Below are 19,664 nucleotides of genomic sequence, written 5' to 3'. Positions count from 1 at the left end.
GAAATCACCTGCGCAGGTGCAATCTCGGCGAACGGCAGGCGGGCAGCTTCCGCACTATTGTTGCGGCGGTCCCAGCGCCGCCTCTCCTTCGTCGACGCTGGCTGAACCGCCGTACTCCGGACGCAGGATCGAACGCAGCGCCGACAGCGGGATGTGCGCCTGGACGTTGCCGCCGTCCATGTACCACTGCATCTGGTTGTACTGGATCGGCGAATCATGGCTCACCGGATAGTCGGGCATGTAGAGGATCAGCTCATCGGGGGTCAGCGCCCACGACCGGTAGCCGCCGGAGAACACCTTGTCCGGAGTGAAGCGTTCCGGCACGAAGGGGTAATCACCGGGCCGGTGTTCCCAGAACGCCCGGTCGAGTGCCTCGATGATGTACGGCTCGCCCAGCTGGGGGATGGTCGCAAGCGGATCCACTCCCGGCCTGGTGATGTCGGCCAGCTGCAGTTGGCGGCCGCCGGCCATATCGAAGGTGAAGGTGCGGTAGGCGTTGTTGATGTACGGACCGTCGGAGTGATAGTCCTCGTGGAAGACCACCGAAAGCGCGTTGCCGTGCTGGAAGATCTCGAAATTCTCGTTGCCCCAACTGTCGGCCACCATCGAAGCGCCCTTGATGCGCCAGTTGGTGAACAACTTCGACAGGTAGTCACGGATCGGCGGTCCGGCCACCGGGTGATCCACCAGATCCCCGGGCACCGCCATCCGGATATAGCGGGTAGCCAGCCGCTCGGAGTGCACGTCGGTGCTGCAGAAGTGCCCGTCCCAGTCGCCGCCCAGCCCGCTGCAGAACGACGGCGCCGACGCACCGGCCAGCGGGGCCGCGCACACCGTCAGCACCGCCGCCGCTATACCCGCCGATAGCCGCGTCGCCCACATAGCCTGCCTCCTACGGCAATTCGACCTTGCTCGCCAGCCACCGGCCGTCGACCTTCTGCATCGTCATCTTCATCCGGCTACGGTCCACCCGCGGGTCGGGGCGGGTGGTGTTGGTGACCGTCTGATCGACCATCAGCAACACCACCACCTTGTCGGTGGATCCGCTCTGCACCGCCGAGTCCACCACCTTGCCTTGCGCTGACGCCTTGTTGTCGATCAGCAGTTGGCGCAGCTGCACGCTGGCCTTGGTGTAGGTGTCCTTGAAATCCCCGGTCGCACCGTTGAGCACCGCGGCAAAATCGTCGTCTACTCGGTCGGAGTCGATGCTGGTCAACACCTGGGCGTAGTCCTCCGCGGCCCGTTGCCCGGCCGCCGCAGCGGCGGAAACCCGATGCTGTTGCCACAGCTGCCAGCCCAGCCCGCCGGCGAGGCCGAACACCACCAGGTAGGCGGCGGCCATACCCCAGGTCGCCAGTGCCGCCCGCGGTTTCCGCGGGGGCGGCGCCGCAGCGACCGGCGCCGCGGCGGCGTCGGCGGCCTGTTCGACGGCGGTCGACTCCGGCTCCTGCGCGGTCGATTCCACGTCTTGGGTGCTGTCCGGCTTCTTGGCGGTGCTCACCGCGGCGTCTCCTTGAACATCAGCGTGGCGGATCGATCAACAGCGGCGGCCCGCCGTACTCGAGCGGAATCGTGTAGCGGCCCTTGGGGGTTGGATCGGTGGTCGCGGCCAGGTCGGCTCCGGGCGGCGGACCCGCGGTGTCGTCGCCCGGTGGGCGTGGCGCATTGTGAGCGCCGCGCACCAGCACCGACTGGTCGGTGTCGCGGCAGTAGCCGTACAGGAACGGTTCGGGGAAGTCCGCTGCCGACGGGTTGCGCCGCGGCGTCCCGTAGTCGCAGGTGTAGCGCGGGTAGATGTCGACGGTCGCCCACATCCCGTCCTCGTGGATGGCCGAGCTGAGCGCCTCCACCGTCGAACCCCGGTAGTTGGGGAACAGCGCGTTGAGCGCCGGTGTCCGCACATAGAGCAGCTGCGCCGTGGTGACCAGGTTGCCCAGCAGCCCGACCATGGTGTCGGAGTTGTCGTCGAAGAGGCCGTCGACCGACGACAGCATCGCCGGTGACTGATCGACCAGTTGCCGGTAGCCGCCGATCATCGGGTTGACGCCTTTGAGCACCTTGTCGATGTTGTCCGACGTCGCGGCCAGACCGTTGTTGACGTCGCTGAGCATGGTCAGCACTACCCGGCTGGTCTTCAACAGGCTCACCGTCTGCGGCAGAACCGAATCCAGGGTGGACAGCAGGAAGGTACCGCCGTCGACGATGTCGGTGAGCTTGCGCGGGCCGTCCTCGGAGAGGCTGAGTTCCTTCTTGATCAGATCGAGCTTGCGCGGGTCGGTCTGGGCCAGCATGCCGTCGGCGTCGGCCAGCAGCTGCGAGATCGGGATCGGCGTGGTCGCCTGATCGCGGGCGACCACGCTGCCGCCGGACAGGAACGGGCCGGTGTTCGATGGCGGCTCGAAGTCGATGTACTGCTCGCCGGCGGCCGACAGACCGGAGACCCGCACCGTGCTGGCCGCCGGGATCTTGACCGTCGAGGAGATGTTGGCGACCGCGTCGACCCCGTTCGGCGTGACCCGCAACGATTCGATCCGGCCCACCGGTACCCCGCGCACCGACACGTCCTGGTTGGCCAGCAACCCGCCGGAATCCGGCAGCGCGATCGTGATCTGGTAGGTCGAGCGCGCCGGATTCACCTGCAGTGCCCCGACGAGCAGGTAAGCGGTCGCCACTACCAGTGTCATCGCCAATGCGAGCCCGGACAGCAGGTTCTTGCGCCGGTAGCCGGCGCGGACCAGGGCCACCAGGCGCCGGCTGAGTGCCTCGATCATGGTGTCGGCCCCGGTGTCGGCGGTCCGGGTTCGGCACCGGCCAACTCGGCTTCCGCCGGGGTCGGGGGTATCGGCGGACCGACCGCCGTCCACGGCGCCTGCCCCATGTCGGAGTCCGGGCCACGCCCCACCACGCGTTCTTGCAGCCGCCACAGCGCGTACTTGATCGAGCCGGCCATCTTGGCCCAGTCGTAGCGCTTCGGGCCGTGAAACGCCGGGTCGCCCTTGAACCCGGCATCGGGCATCGAACCCCACACCAGGCGGTCGATGCTGGCGTGCACCGAAACACCCGAGCCGACCGTCATTTTGACGATCGGTGCGACCAGCCGGTTCAGGGCGTACAGGCTGGTGTCGGGATCGGTGGCCACGTCGTTCCACGCGCCGGCGACCGTGTTGGCGTCCTTGATGAAACTGTGCCCGGAGTCGTCGGTCCCGGCGATCGAGGGGAACCGGGCCAGCTGCCGGCTGGTCGCGCCCAGTTGCTCGACCAGGTCGGCGAGCTGGCTGGTGTTGTCCACCAGGGTGTCGGTCGCCGGACCCGCGGCGTTGAGGACGTCGGTGAGCGCGGCGCTGCGCGCATCGAGCTGGTCGGCGAGTCTGCTGGTCTCGCGCAGCGCCGTCTCGATCTCGCCGGAGCGGGCGTTGAGTTTCGTCAGCAGTTCATTGGACTGGTTGATCAGTTTTCCGAACGCCTTGCCCTGGTCGCCGGTCGCCTTCCCGGCTCCGTTGACGATATTGGTGAAGTTCTGCACCGCGCCGCCGTTCACCAGCAGCGCCGCCGAGCTCAGCACCGACTCCACGGTGGCCGCCGACGCGGTGGACTCCAGCCCGATGGTGTCGCCGTTTTTCAGCAGCGGCGCCGACGGGTCGAGGGGCACCGGCGGCTTGATCGCCACGAACACATCACCCAGCGGTGTCGCCGAACGCAATTCCGCGGTGCTGCCCACCGGAATCCGGGCACCGTCAATGATGCGCAGCGTGGTGACCGCGGTGTAGTTGCGGGCCGCCATCGACTCCATCTGGCCGATGTCGGCACCGGAGAGCTTGACCTTGGCGTGCCCGGGCAGGTTCAGCGCGTTGGCGAACACCGCGGTGATCAGGTAGCCCCCGCTGCCGATGCCCGGCGCCGGCAGCGGCAGGCTGTTCAGGCCACTGGTGCCGCAACCCGCCGCCGACGAGGCGATGACCGCGCTGCACAGCAGTGCCATCGCTGCCTTGGGTCCCCGTCTGCGTCGTAGTCTCACGTCTACTGCCCCATCATCGAAAGGCCGTCGAGGACGTAGGTGAGGCCGAAGTCCGGCCCGTAGTCGGCCAAAGTCCCGGTTCCGCAACCCAGTTGACGGAGGTGCATCATGTTGCACAGCTCCTTGGTGCTTTGGCTGTCGACGAGAATCTTGTCGGCCAGGGCGTGCAGGCGGACCGCTCCGTTGTTGGTGTCGACGGCGTTGTAGATGTTCTCCAAGGTCAGCGGCAGCAGGTTGATGAGCTCGGCCAGGTCGCGCTGCTTCTCCACCAGGGTGGTCACCGCGGTGTCGCCGTTGAGGACGGCATGCTTGAGGTGGTCGCGATTGGCCTGCAGCAGCGTCGTCGCCTGGGTGACGATCTCGTTGAACTTGCGGCCGGTACGCCCGGTCCCGAAATCCTCGTTGGCCAGCATCTGACTCAACTGGCGTGTGGTGGAACCGAATTGGCGCAACTTCGCGTCATTGCGAGCCGCCGCGTCCATCAGCGAGCTGAGGTTGGTGATGATCGTGGTCAACTGATCACCGGTCGCCTCGCCGCGGTCGGAGCTCAGTTGTAGGGCTCGCGACAACTCGCTCAGCGCGGATTTGATCTTTTCGCCGTTGCCGTCGGCGATATCGGCGCCGGCGTTGATCACATCGGCTACCGGGCCATTGCCTTTGCCGTCGCCGCCGAGCGATTTGGAGACCTTGTCGAGCATGTCCAGCACGCGATCGAATGCCACCGGTGTCCGGGTGCGGTTCAGCCCGATGGTGGTGCGGTCGGCCAGCACCGGGCCGCCCGCATACGCCGGGGTCAGCTCGATCTGCCGCGCGGTGAGGATCGAGGTGTTGATGGTCACGGCGTGCACGTCGGCGGGGATCTTCACATCGCGGTCGACGGTGAACTCGGCCTCGACGTATCCCCCCTTCGGGGTGACCTTCTTGACCTTGCCCACCGGCATCCCGAGCACCGCCACCACGTTGCCCTCGTATAGCCCTGCGGCGCTGTCGAATTGGGCCGTGACCGTGATGTGCCCGCCGAACGGGCTCAGGTAGTAGGCCGCGGCGGCGGCGACGATCAGAGCCCCGGCGATCAGGGCGGCGAGCATCGCCCGGACGCGGCGCCGGCCGGTGCCGGCGTCGCCGTTACCGTTGCCCGGTTCTTCTATCGGCTCGTCGGCGAGGACGGCCGGTGCCGCGCTCATTTGCAGTCCTTGAAGTACTCGATCATGCCGAACTGCTTGGCGCGGCCGCTGATCGCGCACATCCACGAGTCGATCGCGATGCCGTTGCCGGCGAAGAACTCGATACCGGGGCCGTAGCCGGTGGCGTTGGTCAGGCCCCGCAGGGGCGGCGGCGCGGACTGGATCAGGCTGCGCAGCAGATCGTCATGCTGGCCGAGCATGTCCGACAGCGAACGCAGGTTGACCAGCATGTCGTCGAGCATCACCCGGTCGTTGACCACGACGTTGTTCAGGTTGCCGGTCAGATTGGTCAGCGCAGCCAGCATGGCGTGGAAGGTGTTCTGCCGCGCCACCAGTTCCCCGATGAAATCCTGGCCCTGGTCGACGAGGTTTCCCAGGCTGGTCTGCTGGTTGCGCAGGGTGGTGGCCACCCGCTGGGTGCTGGCGAGCAGGGTGCCGAGCTGATCGCGCCGGTCGGCGGTGATCTTGGACAGCGCGTGCAGATTGGCCATCGCTTGCGGAATCACCGGCGGGAGCCCGCTCAATTGTTGGCCGAGTACGGCTAGGGACTGCCCGAACTGGTCGGAGTCGACCTGGTCGAACGTGGTGGTGGCGTCCTCCAGCAGCGACTCCAGGGAGTAGGGCACCTCGGTGTGGGCGAGGGTGATCCGTTTGCCCGGCAGCGAGCCGGGGCCGTCGGGCTCCAACCGCAGATAGCGCGAGCCCAGAATGGTCATCACCTGGATCGTCGCCCGGGTGTCCTTGCCCAGCGGGATGTCATTGCGCACCGTCAGGCCGGCTTCGACATGGTCACCGGCCAGCCGCATGCTCGATACTCGGCCCACCTCGATGCCCGCGACCACGATCGGGTTGCCGGGGGCCAGTGCGGCGGCCTGGGCGAACTCCGCGGTGTAGCGCGTGTAGCCGAAGCCGAGCACCTTGACCAACAGTGCCGCGGCCACGACGACGGCCACCACGACCAGCGCCCCGAACCCCAGCCAGGTGGTGTTGTAGGACTCCAGCGGCCGCGTGCGCCAGTGACGGACGAACTTCAAGGCGCTACCCATCGGCGGTGTTCCTGCATCTCGGCGTGTGCCACGCCAGGTTCTCCCGGGTTATCGGGCGGGCATTGCCCGGGGTGGCCGCGTTGACGATGATCGTGGTGATGTCGTTGAAGCCGGGGAAGAAGCCGGTCGCATTCAGATCGCACAGGTAGGCGTTGCCGTAGGCGCCGTCTCCGAACGCCCGGCCCAGGCCCTTGAGCACCAGGGGCAGGTTGGCGCCGGTGAACGCCAGCTGCGGCTCGATCCCGGCCATGTGCTTGGTGAACCCGGGCTCCCGGTTGATCATCTCCTCCAGCGATCCGAATACCTCGTCGGCGATCGTCGAGAGCTGCCGGGTGACCTGGGCCAGGGAGCCGACCGAGGACTGCAGCGCCGGGCGGCGCGCGTCGAGGTCGGCGACCGCCGTGCGCGCCTGGGTCAGCGCATGGTCGAGCTGATCGTTCTGCTCGGCGATGGTGCCGGTCAGCTTGTTGAGGCTGGTGATGAGACCCCCGAGCACCTCGTCGCGTCCGGCCAGCGTTGCGGTCAGCGTCGACGACTGATCGACCAGTGCCGTGATCGACGCCCGGTCCCCCTGCAGGGACTGCAGCACACCCCGGGTCAGATCGTCGGCCTGTTTGGGGTTCAGCAGCGACATCAGCGGTTTGAAGCCGTTGAGCAGGGCGCCGACGTCGAAGGACGGTTCGGTGCGTTCGACGCCGAGCACGCTGCCGGGGGGCAGTACCGTCTCCTGGCCGGCGGGGCCACCGGCTTCGCCCAGCGACAGCCCGAGGTAGCGCTGCCCGATGATGTTCTGATACGTCACCGACGCGACGGTGTTGCCGTACAGCTTCTGGTCGCTTTGGACGATGAACGAGACCTTCGCCAGCTTCCCGTCCAGTTCGACCTTCTCGACCCGGCCCACCCGGACCCCGGCCATCCGGACGTCGTCGCCCTCGCGCAGCCCGTAGACGTCGGTGAACACCGCCGCGTAGGGCGTCGTCGCGCCGGCCACGTCACGGCGCAGCGTGGCATACACCAGCCAGGTCAACACCATCGAGATGACCATGAACAGGGACAGCCCGACCAAGGGGCCCCGGAATCTCACTTGTGGCCACCGCCTTTCGCCGGTGCCGGGACGAACGAGACCGCCGAGCCGCGCGCGACCGGACCGAGCAGCAGCTGGGTGGCCACCGAGGCCGGCTCGCTCTGACCGGTGACAAGCCCGGTGATCAGACCGAGCTGGTTGCGTTCGGTCTGACTGCCGACCGGCCCCACATTGCCGCCGAAGGACGCCGGCGCCGCCGGCTGCCACTCCGGGGCGTGCGGCTGGACCGGGATGATCGGGCTCGGCGGGGGCGGGGGAGCAGGGTCGAGCGGGTCGGCGGTGCTGGGCACCCGCGGGAAGGGCCCGGTCCACCACGGCAGCGGAGGGTTGGTGTCCTCGAGGCTGCGGTTGGGGTCGACCAGCGGCGGCCCGACGGCGCGCAGCTTCCCGTCGGGGCCGATCTCGGTGCCCGCCGGTGGCTCCAGGCCGGCGGGGAAGTTGTAGTTCTGCGGCAGCATGTTCTCGGGCAGCTCGGGGCGCACCGAGATCATCGGCGCGGTGAAGCAGCTCGGGCCCTTCACGTCGCCGTACTGCGGGCAGTCCGCTCGGGTGTAGGTGTGCATCGGGGTGAAGGACAGGTTGGCGCGCATGTTCCTGGTGACCAACTTGGGATCGTAGAGCTGGTCGAAGAACTTGTCGGAGAGCCGGTTGACCCGGGTGAAGATCGGAACAAACTTGTCGGCGTTGTTGGCCAGCACGCCGATGACGGGCGTGAGGTCATGGGTGATCTGGATCAGCTGATCGGTGTGGTTGTCGAGGGCTTCGCGGGTGACGCCGACGGTGTGCTGGCTGCCGGCGACCAACGAGGCCAGCTCGGCGCGCTTTTCGGCGAACGCTCGCATCGGCTCCACGGCCTGGTGCAGGGCGTCGACCAGGTCGGGGGCGCTTGCTTGCAGGCCGCGGGTGGCGTCGAGCAGCGCCGAGACCGTCGACGGGCCGGGCTCGGTGGCGACGATGCCGTTGAGCTGATCCAGCAGCCGCGACAGGTTCGCCCCGGCGCCCAGCAGCTTGACGCGCCGGTTGTCGGTGGCTGCGCCGACGGCGGCCAGGATGCCCAGGCTGTGGTCCTCGCGGCCGCGGCCGGTGGCGGCCAGGATGTCGCGGAGTTTGGAGATGGTGGTCTGGAAGATCACCGTCGACAGGTCACCGTTCTCGGGGATGTGCGTGCCGTCGCGAATCATCGACCCGCCGGCGGCGTCGGAGTCGACCAGCTGAATGGACGACACCGCGAAGACGTTCGACGGCACCACCCGGGCGGTCACCGAGGCCGGGATGTCCTTGGCGTAGCCGGGTTTGAGGTTGATGTGCACATAGTTGGGTTGGCCGTAGGCCGCCGGGATCACGTCGGTGACGCTGCCCACCAGCAGGCCGTGATACTTGACGTCGGACTGGGCGGGCAGCCCGTCGCCGACGTTGATCAGGTCGGCCACCACCCGCACGTAGTTGTTGAGCATGCCGGTGGACTTGGCCAGCAGGCCCGCGGTGGCCAGCGCGATCACGACGAGGACCGCGACCCCGGCGCCCAGCAGTTGGCGTTCGGAGGGCCCGCGCCCGTCGGTGTCGAGGGAGTTGCCCATCAGCCACCGAACCTTGCGCCGGCGTCGATGCTCCACAACGCCATGGTCAGCAGCATGTTGACCATGATCACGATCGTGATGGAGGCCCGCATGGCGCGGCCGGCGGCCACCCCGACACCTTCCGGCCCGCCGGAGGCGTAGAAGCCGTAGTAACACTGCACGGTGGAGGCCAGCCACACGAACACCACACACTTGAGCACCGAGTAGACGATGTCCTTGCCGCTCAGCATCATCGTGAAGTAGTGCAGGTACGGGCCGATGGACCCGCCGCCGATGATGCCGGTGACCACCTGACAGGTCAGGTAGGTGATCGCCAGGCAGGCCACATACAGCGGGATCACCGCGATGGTCGCGGCCAGCAGCCGGGTGGTGACCAGGAACGGGATCGGGCGGATCGCGATCGAATCCAGCGCGTCGATCTCCTCGGCGATCCGCATCGCGCCGAGCTGCGCAGTGAACCGGCAGCCGGCCTGCATGGCAAACGCCAGCGACGCCATGATCGGCGCCAGCTCGCGGGTGTTGACCAACGAGGAGATGATCCCCGTCGCCGGTCCCAGGCCGAGCAGATTCAAGAAGTTATAGCCCTCGATCGCCACCAGCGCGCCGGCGGTGAAGCCGAGCACCACGGCCACCCCGGCGGTGCCCCCGCCGACCACGATGGAGCCGTTGCCCCAGGCGATATCGGAGAGCAGCCGCAGGAACTCCTTGCGATAGTGCCGCAGCACAGTCGGGACACCGGCCGCGGCGCGGCCGAAGAAAACCAGCATGTGGCCCAGCCGGATGGTGGGGCCGGATGCCATCCGGTAGGCGCGCAGCAGCGGACGCGCGATCGCCGGGACATACGGAGAGACAGTCATCTCTTACAGCCCCGTCCGCGGATACAGCACGTTGTAGAGCTCGCTGATGGCGACGTTGACGATCATCAGCACCAGGATCGCCTCGACCACCGAAGCGTTCACCGAGTTGGCCACCCCGGCCGGCCCGCCCCGGGTGGACAGTCCCTTCTGGCAGGACACCACCGCGACGATCGCGCCGTAGACCACCGCCTTGATCAGCGCGACGATCATGTCGCCGGTGGTGGCGAACGAGGAGAATGTCGCCACGAAGCTGCCGGGCGCACCCTTCTGGAAGTAGACGTTGAACAGGTAGCTGGCCAAAAAGCCGACGAAGCAGGTGATCCCGGTCAGCGCGACGCCGATCATGATGGCCGCGCCGAAGCGCGGGACCACCAGGCGGCGGATCACCGAGACGCCCATCACCTCCATGGCGTCGGTCTCCTCCCGCATGGTGCGCGAGCCCAGATCGGCGGTGATGGCCGAGCCGACCGCGGCGGCCATCAGCATCGCCGCCACCAGCGAGGCGGCTTGGCGGATGACGGCCAGCCCGGCGGCCGCGCCGGCCAGTGAGGTCGCCCCGACCTGGTTGGCCAGCAGCGCGAACTGAATCGACAGCGTCACCCCGATCGGCAGCGCCACCAGGATCGTCGGCAGCACCGCGGTGTTGGCCATGAACGCGGCCTGCCGGACGAACTCGCCCCACTGGAACCGGCCGCTGAACAGGTCGGTGAAGAAGTACTGCACGGTGCGCACCGCCAGCACGCACTGTTCACCGACGGTGGTCAGCGCGGCCAGCGGGTGGCGCTGGACGTAGCCGACCGCCCAGTCCTCGATGGCGGCGACCCCGTCGAGGGGCGCCTCCTCGGCGAATTCCCGTTCGTCCTGGGTAGTCATCGGTCGCCGATCATGCACTTGTGGTCACCGAACGCCGACAATTCCACGCTGGTCCGATGATCCATGGCGGACATGGTAGCCACCGTTCTTACTCCAAGGTAGGGTTCGGCGATTCCGGCGCCAACGGGTGAAGGAACCGGTGGGAGGTGCACCGCGACGGTCCGAAGAGAACTCATCAGACGTCAGCGCGGCCTTTCATCCGGTCATGATGTCGGACACCACGGCCCGGCAGGGGCGCTTCGGCCAACATGACTCGGGTTATGGCCGGGTTACTCACCGGTAGCAGCGATTTCGCCGATTCAGCGCCCCGCCCGCGGCGGCGGTGGCGATACTCGACGCTGGAGAACGGCCGAGCGCGGGGAGATGCCGATGCGGAGATGGTGGGCGGGGATCGCCGCCGGCGTGACGGCGGCCGCGACGGCAACCGGGGTCCTGGCGGCGCCGGGATCCGCCGTCGCCGACCCCGACCAGCCGCCCGCGCTTCCGGTGTTCACGCCCACTCCCACCGACTGGTCGCCGCATATGGACTTTTGGCCGTACAACACGTTCACCTACCAGGTCACCCCCGAGATGATCGGCGGCATGTCGGACTCGTGCCAGTGGTTCAACGCGCAGTTCGACCCGTTGCTGGGCCAGATCAACGCCTTCAACCGCAGCCTGGGCGCCCACCACGACGTCTACGCCGAAGTGCAACCGCAGGCCGATGCAGTGGTGGCCAACATCGACCGGTCGACCGGTTTCCTGGGGCCGCGGCTGCAGCCGCTGACAATCCGCAACACCCCCGACAACTACGGGCCGTATTCCCCGATCTACGGCGGCGAGCAGCTGACCGGGGTGCTGTTCCAGTTGTCCCGCATCGCCGACAGCATGCGCAAGAAGCAGCCGGCCGGCTTCACTCGTCCCCATATCGATTCCGCCGCCGGGTGGGGCGACGCGTTGCGGAATTCCGGGGCCTGCACCTGAGCGCCCGCCGCTGCGGGCTGCGGTAGGTTCGGTCACGTGTCGGAGCAGACGGATTCGGCCGATGATCACGTCGAAGCTGCGGTCGAAGACGATGCCGTCGTCGAAACGGCAACCGACGAACCGCAGCCGGTCGATGCTGATGCCGGCCCGCGCGGGTCGCGGCGGCGGTGGATCGCCGCGGCGGTGTTGGGACTCGGCCTGATCGGCGCGGGCTACGAGGGCTGGCTACTGTTCGCGCATCATCAGCGCGCGGTGGCCGCCGCGCAGGCGCTCGACGCCGCCGAGAAGTACACCCTGGTGCTGACCGGGGTGGACCCGGGCGCGATCGACAAGAACTTCGCCGAGGTCCTCGACGGGGCCACCGGCGAATTCAAGAACATGTATGCCGCCTCCAGCGAGCAGCTGCGCCAACTGCTGATCGACAACAAGGCCGCCGCGCACGGCACCGTCATCGACGCCGCGGTCAAGTCCGCGGCCAAGAACAAGGTCGAGGTGATGCTGTTCATCGATCAGTCGGTGAGCAACAAGGCCTCTCCGGAGCCGTAGCTCGACCGCAGTCGCATCGTGATGACGATGGAGAAGGTGAACGGCCGCTGGCTGGCCGCCAAGGTCGACATGCCCTGAAATGGCAGCAGCCTGCCGTTAATTGAACGCCAACCAGCTGGGCAGCGCTCGTTCGTGGGCATCGCACAGCACCTGGGCGGTGTCGCACGACCCGCGCGGTACCCCGGCACCGGTCCACATGCCGCCGGCGTCGCGGCGCAGCACGACCGCCGACGACGAACCGCCGTCGAGCAGGACGGCGTGATCGCTGCCCAGGCCGCGGAACAGGTCCTGCATGTTGTCCGGGGTGTAGTGCCCGCCCTGGAAGATGTACATCTCGTCCTTGGCCCGCGAATAGCCCAGCGCGGTGCGCGCCGCGCTGGGCCCGCCGTCGTTGAGTTGCCCGGTGACGCCGGGCGCCAGCAGACCCAGCCCGCTCACCGCGACGAACCGGTCCCCGCGTTCCACCAGGCCGGTGACCGTGGGGCCGGCCGCGTCGTAGTCCCCGCCGTCGCGGCCGCCGCGCGGCCACAACACATACGGTGCACCGCGGGTCGGCAGGATCATCGTGGTCAGCGTCGACCAGTGCTCATTGCCGCCGGACAGTCCCTGCTTGCCGGCGTAGGGGATGGTGCCGGTGACCGCGACATTGGCCCGGCCCTTGCCGCGGGTGTTGTCCACGTAGACGCCCAGCGGTGAACTGCACTTGGTGGTCCGCCAGGAGCCGCCGCGCTGGCCGCGGATGTCGAAGAAGTTGGCGTTGATCGCCACCATCGGCCGGCCCAGCGCCTGCCAGGCCTGCAGCGGGGTGTACAGCTCCGAGGCTTGCAACAGGCCCTCGCCGGTGCGGGCCCGCGGATCGCGTTCGCAGCGGCTCTGCACGCCGCTGTGACTGTCGACCAGCAGGTGCGGCTCGATGCGCTGCGAGGCCGCCTTGAGCACGACCAGGTGCCCGCCGCCGGACATCTCATACCAGTCGCCGGCGGCGTTGAGCATCGGCGCGGGATGCCCGGCGCCGAAGTTGTAGACCACGTAGGAGCCCGGGGTGCGGGCGATCGCGGCGGCCAACTGGTCCTGGGCGGCGGCCCGCGCAGTCGGCTGGCCGGGACCGATCGCCAGGGCGGCGCACAGCAGTACCGCGCTGCAGCCAGCCGCCAGCCGACGCGCGAAAGCCACTGGAGTCGACACTGTTTGTCCCTTCGGCTCCGTCCCGACTGACACCAAGTTCTGAGGCTAGCCACAGAAACCACCGGGGTAGCACGCCGTAATCGGACTGTGCCGCGTCGGTGCCGGATCGGTGACCCGATGATCAGCCGCCGAGCAGTGCGTGCATCTGCCAGATCAGGATCTCGGCCGGCGCTGCGGCGCGCACCCGTTGACCGCCATCGCCGGTGAGGCGGACCGCGTCACCGGCATCCAGCTCGCCGGCACCCTCCAGGTCGGCCCGGCCGAGCGCGACGAATAGGTGCACGTAAGGGGCGTCGGGCAATTCGACGCTGCCGCCGGGTTGCAGCCGGGCGGCGTACAGCGTGGCGTCGGCGTTGCCGATGGTGATCGCCGCCGCCGGGTCCCTGCCGGAGGCGACGGTGACAAGACCACCGCCGGCCAGCGCGTCGCCGATCTCCTCCTGTTGATAACCCGGGGTGCGTCCCGGGGTGTCGGGCATGATCCACATCTGAACGAAATGCACGGGCGCACTGTCTGATTCGTTGCGCTCCGAATGCGCGATGCCGGTGCCGGCCGACATGCGCTGGGCCAGCCCGGGGCGGATCACCCCCGAGTTTCCGATCGAATCGCGGTGGGTCAACTCGCCCGACAGCACCCAGGTGACGATCTCGGCGTCGCGGTGCGGGTGGGTGGCAAACCCCGAAGCCGGGTCCACGATGTCGTCGTTGTTGACCAGCAGCAGCCCGTGGTGGGTGTTGTCCGGGTCGTAGTAGTCGTTGAACGAGAACGAATGCCGCGAGGTCAACCACGGTGCCCGGGTGACCGCCCGGTCGGCGGCCCGCCGCACATCGAGCACGCCGGTCATGACCACCAAGGCTAGCGCGTGCCCGATGATTACCTTCCCCGCTCTTCGGGTACGCGCTGCAGGCGGCAATCCGTTCGACAAGCAGGCAGGTGATCCGCGATGGAACGTGAAAGCGCAAAACACAGCCCGCGGGAAGACGACCAGCTCAAGGCCGAACTACGCGGCACGCTGCAAGGCAATCGACCCAGCAGGGTCGAGGAATGGCGCGACCCGGAGCCCCCGGCTGATGACGACCCCGACATGGCCGGCCCTCGCCGCGGCCCTCAGTAGGAAGGGCCGCCGATGGGTTTTCCCGAACAGCAGCAGTCTCCGCCCGGGGTCCAGAGCCAGATGCGGCCGGTCCCCGACTGCGGCGAAACCAGCTATCAGGGCTCCGCCAAGCTGGCCGGCAAACGCGCGGTCATCACCGGCGGCGACAGCGGCATCGGCCGTGCCGTGGCGATCGCGTTCGCGCGCGAGGGCGCCGACGTGCTCATCGCTTACCTCGATGAGGATGAGGACGCCCGCGACACCGCCCGCTACGTCGAAGACGCCGGCCGCAAATGCGTGCTGGTCCGCGGCGATCTGTCCGACCCGAAGCACTGCCGGGATGTCGTCGACCGCGCGGCCGCAGCGTTCGGCGGTATCGACGTGCTGGTCAACAACGCCGCCTATCAGATGAGTCATCCCAGCATCGACGAGATCAGCGACGAGGAATGGGACTACACCTTTCGGCTCAACATCGGGGCCTACTTCTACCTGGTCAAGGCGGCACTGCCGCATATGGGCGCCGGCTCGTCGATTATCGGCAGCTCCTCGGTCAACTCCGACACCCCCAACCCCACGCTGGCCCCGTACGCGGCGACCAAAGCGGCGATCGCGAACTTCTCGGCGAGTCTTGCTCAGCTGCTCGGCGAGCGGGGAATCCGGGTGAACAGTGTTGCGCCGGGCCCGATCTGGACTCCACTGATTCCGTCGACCCTGCCGCCGGATGCCGTCGCGTCCTTCGGCGACAACGTGCCGCTGGGCCGCGCCGGCCAACCGGCCGAACTCGCGTCCAGCTACGTGCTGCTGGCCTCCGACGACGCCAGCTACATCTCCGGGGCGCGGCTGGCCGTCACCGGAGGCCGGCCGATCCTGTGACTACCAGTCGGACTCGTCGAAGGTGATGACGCCGCGAATGTTCTTGCCGTCGACCATGTCGGCATAGCCGTCGTTGATGTCCTCGAGCTTGTAGGTGGTGGTGATCATCTCGTCGATCTTGAGCAGCCCGGACTTGTAGAGGCCGACCAGCCGCGGCGTCTCGATGTGCGAGCTGCCGCCGCCGAAGATGTTGCCCTTCAACGTCTTCTGCAACATGGTGAACAGGAACAGGTTCAGCTTGACGTCGGCGTCGACCATCGAGCCCATGCCGGTGACCACGCAGGTGCCGGTCTTGGCGGTCAAGGTCAGCGCCTCTTCGATGTACTCGCCCTTCATGTCGCCGACCGCGATGATCACCTTGTCGGCCATCAGGCCCCAGGTCTCCTCCATGACCGGCATGATCGCCTCGGCCATCGAGGGATACACGTGGGTAGCGCCGAACTTGACGGCTTGGTCGCGCTTGAAGGCCACCGGGTCGATTGCGATGACGCGCCGTGCCCCGGACAGGACCGCGCCCTGCAGGGCACTCATGCCGATGCCGCCGACGCCGATGATGATGACGGTCTCGCCGGGCTTGACCTCGGCGACGTTGGTGGCCGAGCCGAACCCGGTGGGCACTGCGCAACCCATGATGGCCGCGGTCTCGAACGGCACGTCCTTGTCGATCTTGACCACGGAGTCCTGATGCACGGTCATGTAGGGCGCGAACGTGCCGAGCAGGTTCATTGGGGAGACCTCATGCGAACCGGCGTGGATCCGGTTGGTGCCGTCGGCGATGGCCTTGCCGCCGAGCAATACCGCTCCGCGATCACACAGCGAACGGAAGCCCTTCATACACGGCGGGCAGGAGCCGCAGGCCGGGATGAAGGCCATCACGACGTGATCGCCCTCTTCCAGGCCGGTCACACCCTTGCCGACCTTGGTGATGACCCCGGCGCCCTCGTGGCCGCCGAGCGCCGGTAGGCCGATCGGGGTGGCTCCGGTGGTCAGGTGGTAGTCGGAGTGGCACATGCCCGCCGCGTGCATGCGGACCTGGACTTCGCCGTCAACCGGGTCGCCCAGCTCGATCTCGTCGACCCGCCACGGCGAGTTCAGCTCCCACAACAATGCGCCCTTGGTCTTCATGCGGGCGATCTTAGCCACTTCGCCGGAACGTGTTACAACACCGGCCCCCGGCACCCCGGTTGAACTGGACAAACAGTGGCTTATCAGCTCTTGTGCGGTATGCCCACGGACAGGCCGCCGTCGATGACCAGGTCGGCTCCGGTCATATAGGCCGACTCGTCGGAGGCCAGGAAAACCACCGCGGTGGAGACCTCGGCCGAACTGGCGCCGCGGCCCAGCGGTATCTGCAGGGAGTCATCGGGAATGGCAATCGTCATCCGGGTGCGGATCAGGCCGGGCAGCACACTGTTGATCCGGATGTTGTGCGGCGCCAACTCGACGGCGGCGGCCTTCGCCAGGCCGCGCACCGCCCACTTCGACGCGACGTAGCCGTGCAGCCCGGCGGTGCCGCGCATCCCCTCCACCGAGGAGATGTTGATGATGGATCCGCCGCCGGCCGACTTCATCGGTGCGACGGCTGCCTGCATGCCCAGCATGGTGCCGGTCAGGTTCACGTCGAGGACCTGTTGCCAGGCGGCGATGTCGAAGTTCTCCAGGGTGTTGTACTTGGCGATGCCGGCGTTGTTCACCAACACGTTGAGGCTGCCGAACTCCTCGATGGCGCTGTGCACCGCGGCCTGCCAGTCCTGGGCCTGGGTGACATCGAGGCGGACGAACCGCGCGGTGTCGGGCCCGAGTTCGTCGGCGAGCTTGGCGCCGTCGGCGTCGAGGATGTCGCCGATCACGATCTTCGCGCCTTCGGCGGCCAGGGCCCGGGCGTGTGCGGCGCCCATGCCCCGCGCGCCGCCGCTGATCAGCGCAACCTTGCCCTCGACTCGTCCCATGGCGCCTCAGGTTACCGGGGCCCGATGTTTGCCCGTTACGCTGCCCTGATGGCCGTCACCCACACCGAGCGAACCTTCGACGGTGTCCGAGGAGTGCGGATCGTCTACGACACCTGGACACCGGAAACGGCCCCGCGCGCCGTGGTGGTGCTCTCGCACGGCTTCGGTGAGCACGCCCGCCGTTACGACCACGTCGCGACACGGTTCGGCGACGCCGGACTGGTGACCTACGCCCTGGATCACCGCGGGCACGGCCGATCCGGCGGCAAGCGGGTGCTCTGCCGCGACATCGCCGAATACACCGGTGACTTCCACACGCTGGCGGGGATCGCCGCCCGCGAACACCCGGGACTGCCGCGCGTGGTGCTCGGCCACAGCATGGGTGGGGCGATCGTATTCAGCTACGGCGTCGACCGCCCCGACGACTACCAGCTGATGGTGCTGTCCGGGCCGGCGGTGGACATGGCGGCCACGGTATCGCCGCTGCTGGCGTTCGTCGCCAAAGCGCTCGGCGTCGTCGCCCCCGGCCTGCCGGTGGAGAAGCTCGACAGCAGCCAGGTGTCCCGCGATCCGGCGGTGGTGGCTGCCTATGACAACGATCCCCTGGTGCACCACGGCCGGGTGCCAGCCGGTGTGGCACGGGCGCTGATCCAGGTCGGCGAGACCATGCCGTCGCGGGCGGCCGCGCTCACGGCGCCGCTGCTGGTGGTGCACGGCGAGCAGGACGGCCTGATCCCCGTCGAGGGCAGCCGGAGGCTGGTCGAGAGTGTCGGGTCCGACGATGTGCGGCGGATCGTCTACCCGGATCTCTACCACGAGGTGTTCAACGAACCCGAGCGCGCGCAGGTGCTCGACGACGTGGTGGGCTGGATCGGCGCGCACCTGTGAATCGTCGTCGGCGCGGTGTCGTCGACGTCGGTTAGCGTTGCGGCCATGAGCACCGACGACAAGATGTTGGCGCGCATCGCCGCCTTGCTGCGCCAGGCCGAGGGCACTGACAATGCACATGAAGCCGACGCGTTCATGGCGGCGGCGCAGCGGCTGGCCACCGCGACCTCGATCGATCTGGCGGTGGCACGGGCGCATTCGGCCACCCGGACCCGGGCCACCACCCCGGTGCAGCGCACCATCACGATCGGACCGCCCGGAGCCCGCGGCCTGCGCACCTACGTGCAGCTGTTCGTGGGAATCGCCGCAGCCAACGACGTGCGCTGCGACGTGGCATCGAACTCCACCTTCGTCTACGCCTACGGTTTCGCCGAGGACATCGACGCCACGCACGCCCTCTACGCCAGCCTGGTCGTCCAGATGGTCCGGGCTTCCGACGCCTACATCGCCACCGGCGCACATCGGCCCACGCCGACCATCACTGCCCGGCTGAATATCCACCTCGCCTTCGGCGCCCGGGTCGGCCAACGGCTGGCCGAGGCCCGCGAGGAGGCCCGCAGGGAGGCCGAGGCCGACGATCGTCGTCCGCCGGGCACCGCGATCGCGTTGCGCAACAAGGAGATCGAGCTGCGCGACTATTACCGCAGCGCCTCGCAGGCACGCGGCACCTGGCGGGCCACCCGGGCCTCCGCGGGGTATTCCTCGGCGGCACGACGAGCCGGGGACCGCGCCGGCCGGCGCGCACGGCTGGGCGACGAGACCGAGTTGTCGGTGGCGCGGTCCGCGTTGGAGCGGTGAGCGCGCCCTCCGAGCGCGACACCCAGCGCGCGCGGGTCTACGCCGCGGAGGCCTTCGTGCGCACCTTGTTCGATCGCGCCGCCGAGCGCGGATCCGGTGACGTCGACTTCTTCGGCACCCGGTTGACGCTTCCGCCGGAGGGCCGCTTCGGCTCGGTGGCCGCGGTGCAGCGCTACGTCGACGACGTACTGGCCCTGCCGTCGGTGCGAAGCCGGTGGCCGGATGTCGCGGCATTGCGCGTGCGGGCACGCCGCGGCGCGACGGCGGCGCACTACGAAAAGCACGGCGCGGCCGGCGTCATCGCAGTGCCGGACCAACACGGCGGGGACTGGGCACTACGGGAATTGGTGGTGTTGCACGAGATCGCCCACCATCTGTGCGACGTCCGGCCGCCGCACGGCCCGGATTTCGTGGCGACGCTGTGTGAGCTGGCCGCGACGGTGATGGGCCCGGAACTGGGCCACGTGCTGCGGGTGGTGTTCGCCAAAGAAGGCGTCCGGTGACGCACGGCCGCAAGTGCGCCACCGGCGCCTGTCCTCAGTTGCTGACGGGGACCAGCTCGTCACCGCAGGTGCAGCGGTAGGCCGCTCCTGCACCCTCGCAGTGGCATGCGGATTCGATCCGGACCCGGCAGCCGCAGCCCTCGTGACCACAGGTCAGCTCGGTTCCTGCTTCGTAGTTCGCCATGTGCCTCTCCTTCGGTGATAAGCGCCGGCGCGGTGCCGACACGGCC

General features: G+C 68.3%; 21 protein-coding genes and 1 pseudogene. 7 read left to right on the top strand and 15 right to left on the bottom strand.

The annotated features are described in order from the left end of the window. Window positions 1–54: 54 nt before the first annotated feature. The 10 genes from A5694_RS06810 to A5694_RS06765 form a co-directional block, all read right to left on the bottom strand. Window positions 55–882: a mannan-binding family protein gene (locus A5694_RS06810; RefSeq protein WP_064921073.1), complete on the bottom strand. Its 828-nt coding sequence runs from the start codon at window positions 880–882 to the stop codon at window positions 55–57. Between the two features lie 10 nt (window positions 883–892). Beyond that, on the bottom strand, window positions 893–1,501 hold the full coding sequence (locus A5694_RS06805) for a hypothetical protein (protein WP_064921072.1): 609 nt from the start codon (window positions 1,499–1,501) through the stop codon (window positions 893–895). Window positions 1,502–1,520: 19 nt separating this feature from the next. Beyond that, complete coding sequence (locus A5694_RS06800; protein ID WP_064921109.1) at window positions 1,521–2,771, bottom strand: MlaD family protein; 1,251 nt, start codon at window positions 2,769–2,771, stop codon at window positions 1,521–1,523. Further along, window positions 2,768–3,979 (bottom strand): MCE family protein, encoded by a 1,212-nt coding sequence (locus tag A5694_RS06795; RefSeq protein WP_064921071.1) that lies wholly within the window; start codon window positions 3,977–3,979, stop codon window positions 2,768–2,770. Before A5694_RS06795 ends, A5694_RS06800 begins: the two co-directional genes overlap by 4 nt. A 38-nt stretch (window positions 3,980–4,017) precedes the next feature. Beyond that, a complete protein-coding gene (locus tag A5694_RS06790; protein ID WP_064921108.1) occupies window positions 4,018–5,103 on the bottom strand; it encodes an MCE family protein in 1,086 nt (361 codons plus the stop codon). 92 nt (window positions 5,104–5,195) lie between these two features. Further along, window positions 5,196–6,245: an MCE family protein gene (locus tag A5694_RS06785; protein ID WP_064921070.1), complete on the bottom strand. Its 1,050-nt coding sequence runs from the start codon at window positions 6,243–6,245 to the stop codon at window positions 5,196–5,198. Next, entirely contained in the window at window positions 6,238–7,329 is a 1,092-nt protein-coding gene (locus A5694_RS06780) for an MlaD family protein (RefSeq protein ID WP_064921069.1), read from the bottom strand. Before A5694_RS06780 ends, A5694_RS06785 begins: the two co-directional genes overlap by 8 nt. Beyond that, window positions 7,326–8,906 carry an MlaD family protein gene (locus tag A5694_RS06775; protein ID WP_064921068.1) on the bottom strand — a complete coding sequence of 527 codons (1,581 nt, stop codon included), beginning with the start codon at window positions 8,904–8,906 and terminating at the stop codon, window positions 7,326–7,328. Before A5694_RS06775 ends, A5694_RS06780 begins: the two co-directional genes overlap by 4 nt. Further along, window positions 8,906–9,763, bottom strand: coding sequence for an ABC transporter permease (locus A5694_RS06770; protein ID WP_064921067.1), 858 nt, complete (start codon window positions 9,761–9,763; stop codon window positions 8,906–8,908). The genes A5694_RS06775 and A5694_RS06770 overlap by 1 nt, the downstream gene beginning before the upstream one ends. 3 nt (window positions 9,764–9,766) lie before the next feature. Continuing rightward, complete coding sequence (locus tag A5694_RS06765; protein WP_064921066.1) at window positions 9,767–10,636, bottom strand: MlaE family ABC transporter permease; 870 nt, start codon at window positions 10,634–10,636, stop codon at window positions 9,767–9,769. Window positions 10,637–11,005: 369 nt separating this feature from the next. On the opposite strand from A5694_RS06765, the gene A5694_RS06760 reads away from it, so the two are divergent. Together A5694_RS06760 and A5694_RS06755 are read left to right on the top strand one after the other, a co-directional pair. After that, the gene (locus A5694_RS06760) at window positions 11,006–11,599 is read left to right on the top strand and encodes a hypothetical protein (protein WP_064921107.1); all 594 of its coding nucleotides are present in this window, start codon (window positions 11,006–11,008) and stop codon (window positions 11,597–11,599) included. Between the two features lie 36 nt (window positions 11,600–11,635). Continuing rightward, window positions 11,636–12,223 (top strand): annotated as a pseudogene (locus A5694_RS06755) (Mce protein). A gap of 18 nt (window positions 12,224–12,241) precedes the next feature. Here A5694_RS06755 and A5694_RS06750 read toward each other — a convergent pair. Continuing rightward, window positions 12,242–13,330, bottom strand: coding sequence for a phosphodiester glycosidase family protein (locus tag A5694_RS06750; RefSeq protein WP_064921065.1), 1,089 nt, complete (start codon window positions 13,328–13,330; stop codon window positions 12,242–12,244). A gap of 121 nt (window positions 13,331–13,451) precedes the next feature. Next, the gene (locus A5694_RS06745) at window positions 13,452–14,174 is read right to left on the bottom strand and encodes a pirin family protein (protein ID WP_064921064.1); all 723 of its coding nucleotides are present in this window, start codon (window positions 14,172–14,174) and stop codon (window positions 13,452–13,454) included. 99 nt (window positions 14,175–14,273) lie between these two features. Here A5694_RS06745 and A5694_RS23985 point away from each other — a divergent pair, with 99 nt between their 5' ends. Together A5694_RS23985 and A5694_RS06740 are read left to right on the top strand one after the other, a co-directional pair. Further along, window positions 14,274–14,444, top strand: a complete 171-nt coding sequence (locus tag A5694_RS23985) for a hypothetical protein (RefSeq protein WP_165604272.1) — start codon at window positions 14,274–14,276, stop codon at window positions 14,442–14,444. A 12-nt stretch (window positions 14,445–14,456) separates the two neighbouring features. After that, a complete protein-coding gene (locus A5694_RS06740; RefSeq protein WP_064921063.1) occupies window positions 14,457–15,296 on the top strand; it encodes an SDR family oxidoreductase in 840 nt (279 codons plus the stop codon). Here the strand turns inward: A5694_RS06740 and A5694_RS06735 are convergent, their stop codons facing one another. Both A5694_RS06735 and A5694_RS06730 read right to left on the bottom strand, forming a co-directional pair. Continuing rightward, a complete protein-coding gene (locus tag A5694_RS06735; protein ID WP_064921062.1) occupies window positions 15,297–16,421 on the bottom strand; it encodes an NDMA-dependent alcohol dehydrogenase in 1,125 nt (374 codons plus the stop codon). An 83-nt stretch (window positions 16,422–16,504) separates the two neighbouring features. Beyond that, entirely contained in the window at window positions 16,505–17,245 is a 741-nt protein-coding gene (locus tag A5694_RS06730; RefSeq protein WP_064921061.1) for a glucose 1-dehydrogenase, read from the bottom strand. 48 nt (window positions 17,246–17,293) lie between these two features. Here A5694_RS06730 and A5694_RS06725 point away from each other — a divergent pair, with 48 nt between their 5' ends. The 3 genes from A5694_RS06725 to A5694_RS06715 are packed head-to-tail and all read left to right on the top strand — an operon-like array spanning window position 17,294 to window position 19,434. Then, window positions 17,294–18,133: an alpha/beta hydrolase gene (locus A5694_RS06725; protein WP_064921106.1), complete on the top strand. Its 840-nt coding sequence runs from the start codon at window positions 17,294–17,296 to the stop codon at window positions 18,131–18,133. Window positions 18,134–18,178: 45 nt separating this feature from the next. Next, window positions 18,179–18,931, top strand: a complete 753-nt coding sequence (locus A5694_RS06720) for a DUF2786 domain-containing protein (protein ID WP_064921060.1) — start codon at window positions 18,179–18,181, stop codon at window positions 18,929–18,931. Then, on the top strand, window positions 18,928–19,434 hold the full coding sequence (locus A5694_RS06715; RefSeq protein ID WP_064921059.1) for a TIGR04338 family metallohydrolase: 507 nt from the start codon (window positions 18,928–18,930) through the stop codon (window positions 19,432–19,434). Before A5694_RS06720 ends, A5694_RS06715 begins: the two co-directional genes overlap by 4 nt. 34 nt (window positions 19,435–19,468) lie before the next feature. On the opposite strand, the gene mymT is transcribed toward A5694_RS06715, so the two are convergent. After that, window positions 19,469–19,618, bottom strand: a complete 150-nt coding sequence (gene mymT, locus A5694_RS06710) for a metallothionein MymT (protein ID WP_064921058.1) — start codon at window positions 19,616–19,618, stop codon at window positions 19,469–19,471. Window positions 19,619–19,664 lie beyond the last annotated feature (46 nt).

This window comes from Mycolicibacter sinensis (assembly GCF_001667945.1).
Lineage (GTDB): Bacteria > Actinomycetota > Actinomycetes > Mycobacteriales > Mycobacteriaceae > Mycobacterium > Mycobacterium sinense_B.
Note: the sequence above shows the minus strand (reverse complement) of the source record. Positions and strands in the feature narration are given on the sequence as shown.

Coding starts and splice junctions, on each gene's coding strand:
- A5694_RS06810 (WP_064921073.1), bottom strand. CDS start 882: ATGTGGGCGACGCGGCTATCGGCGGGTATAGCGGCGGCGGTGCTGACG.
- A5694_RS06800 (WP_064921109.1), bottom strand. CDS start 2,771: ATGATCGAGGCACTCAGCCGGCGCCTGGTGGCCCTGGTCCGCGCCGGC.
- A5694_RS06795 (WP_064921071.1), bottom strand. CDS start 3,979: ATGGCACTGCTGTGCAGCGCGGTCATCGCCTCGTCGGCGGCGGGTTGC.
- A5694_RS06790 (WP_064921108.1), bottom strand. CDS start 5,103: ATGCTCGCCGCCCTGATCGCCGGGGCTCTGATCGTCGCCGCCGCCGCG.
- A5694_RS06785 (WP_064921070.1), bottom strand. CDS start 6,245: ATGGGTAGCGCCTTGAAGTTCGTCCGTCACTGGCGCACGCGGCCGCTG.
- A5694_RS06775 (WP_064921068.1), bottom strand. CDS start 8,906: ATGGGCAACTCCCTCGACACCGACGGGCGCGGGCCCTCCGAACGCCAA.
- A5694_RS06770 (WP_064921067.1), bottom strand. CDS start 9,763: ATGACTGTCTCTCCGTATGTCCCGGCGATCGCGCGTCCGCTGCTGCGC.
- A5694_RS06765 (WP_064921066.1), bottom strand. CDS start 10,636: ATGACTACCCAGGACGAACGGGAATTCGCCGAGGAGGCGCCCCTCGAC.
- A5694_RS06760 (WP_064921107.1), top strand. CDS start 11,006: ATGCGGAGATGGTGGGCGGGGATCGCCGCCGGCGTGACGGCGGCCGCG.
- A5694_RS06745 (WP_064921064.1), bottom strand. CDS start 14,174: ATGACCGGCGTGCTCGATGTGCGGCGGGCCGCCGACCGGGCGGTCACC.
- A5694_RS23985 (WP_165604272.1), top strand. CDS start 14,274: ATGGAACGTGAAAGCGCAAAACACAGCCCGCGGGAAGACGACCAGCTC.
- A5694_RS06740 (WP_064921063.1), top strand. CDS start 14,457: ATGGGTTTTCCCGAACAGCAGCAGTCTCCGCCCGGGGTCCAGAGCCAG.
- A5694_RS06735 (WP_064921062.1), bottom strand. CDS start 16,421: ATGAAGACCAAGGGCGCATTGTTGTGGGAGCTGAACTCGCCGTGGCGG.
- A5694_RS06730 (WP_064921061.1), bottom strand. CDS start 17,245: ATGGGACGAGTCGAGGGCAAGGTTGCGCTGATCAGCGGCGGCGCGCGG.
- A5694_RS06725 (WP_064921106.1), top strand. CDS start 17,294: ATGGCCGTCACCCACACCGAGCGAACCTTCGACGGTGTCCGAGGAGTG.
- A5694_RS06720 (WP_064921060.1), top strand. CDS start 18,179: ATGAGCACCGACGACAAGATGTTGGCGCGCATCGCCGCCTTGCTGCGC.
- mymT (WP_064921058.1), bottom strand. CDS start 19,618: ATGGCGAACTACGAAGCAGGAACCGAGCTGACCTGTGGTCACGAGGGC.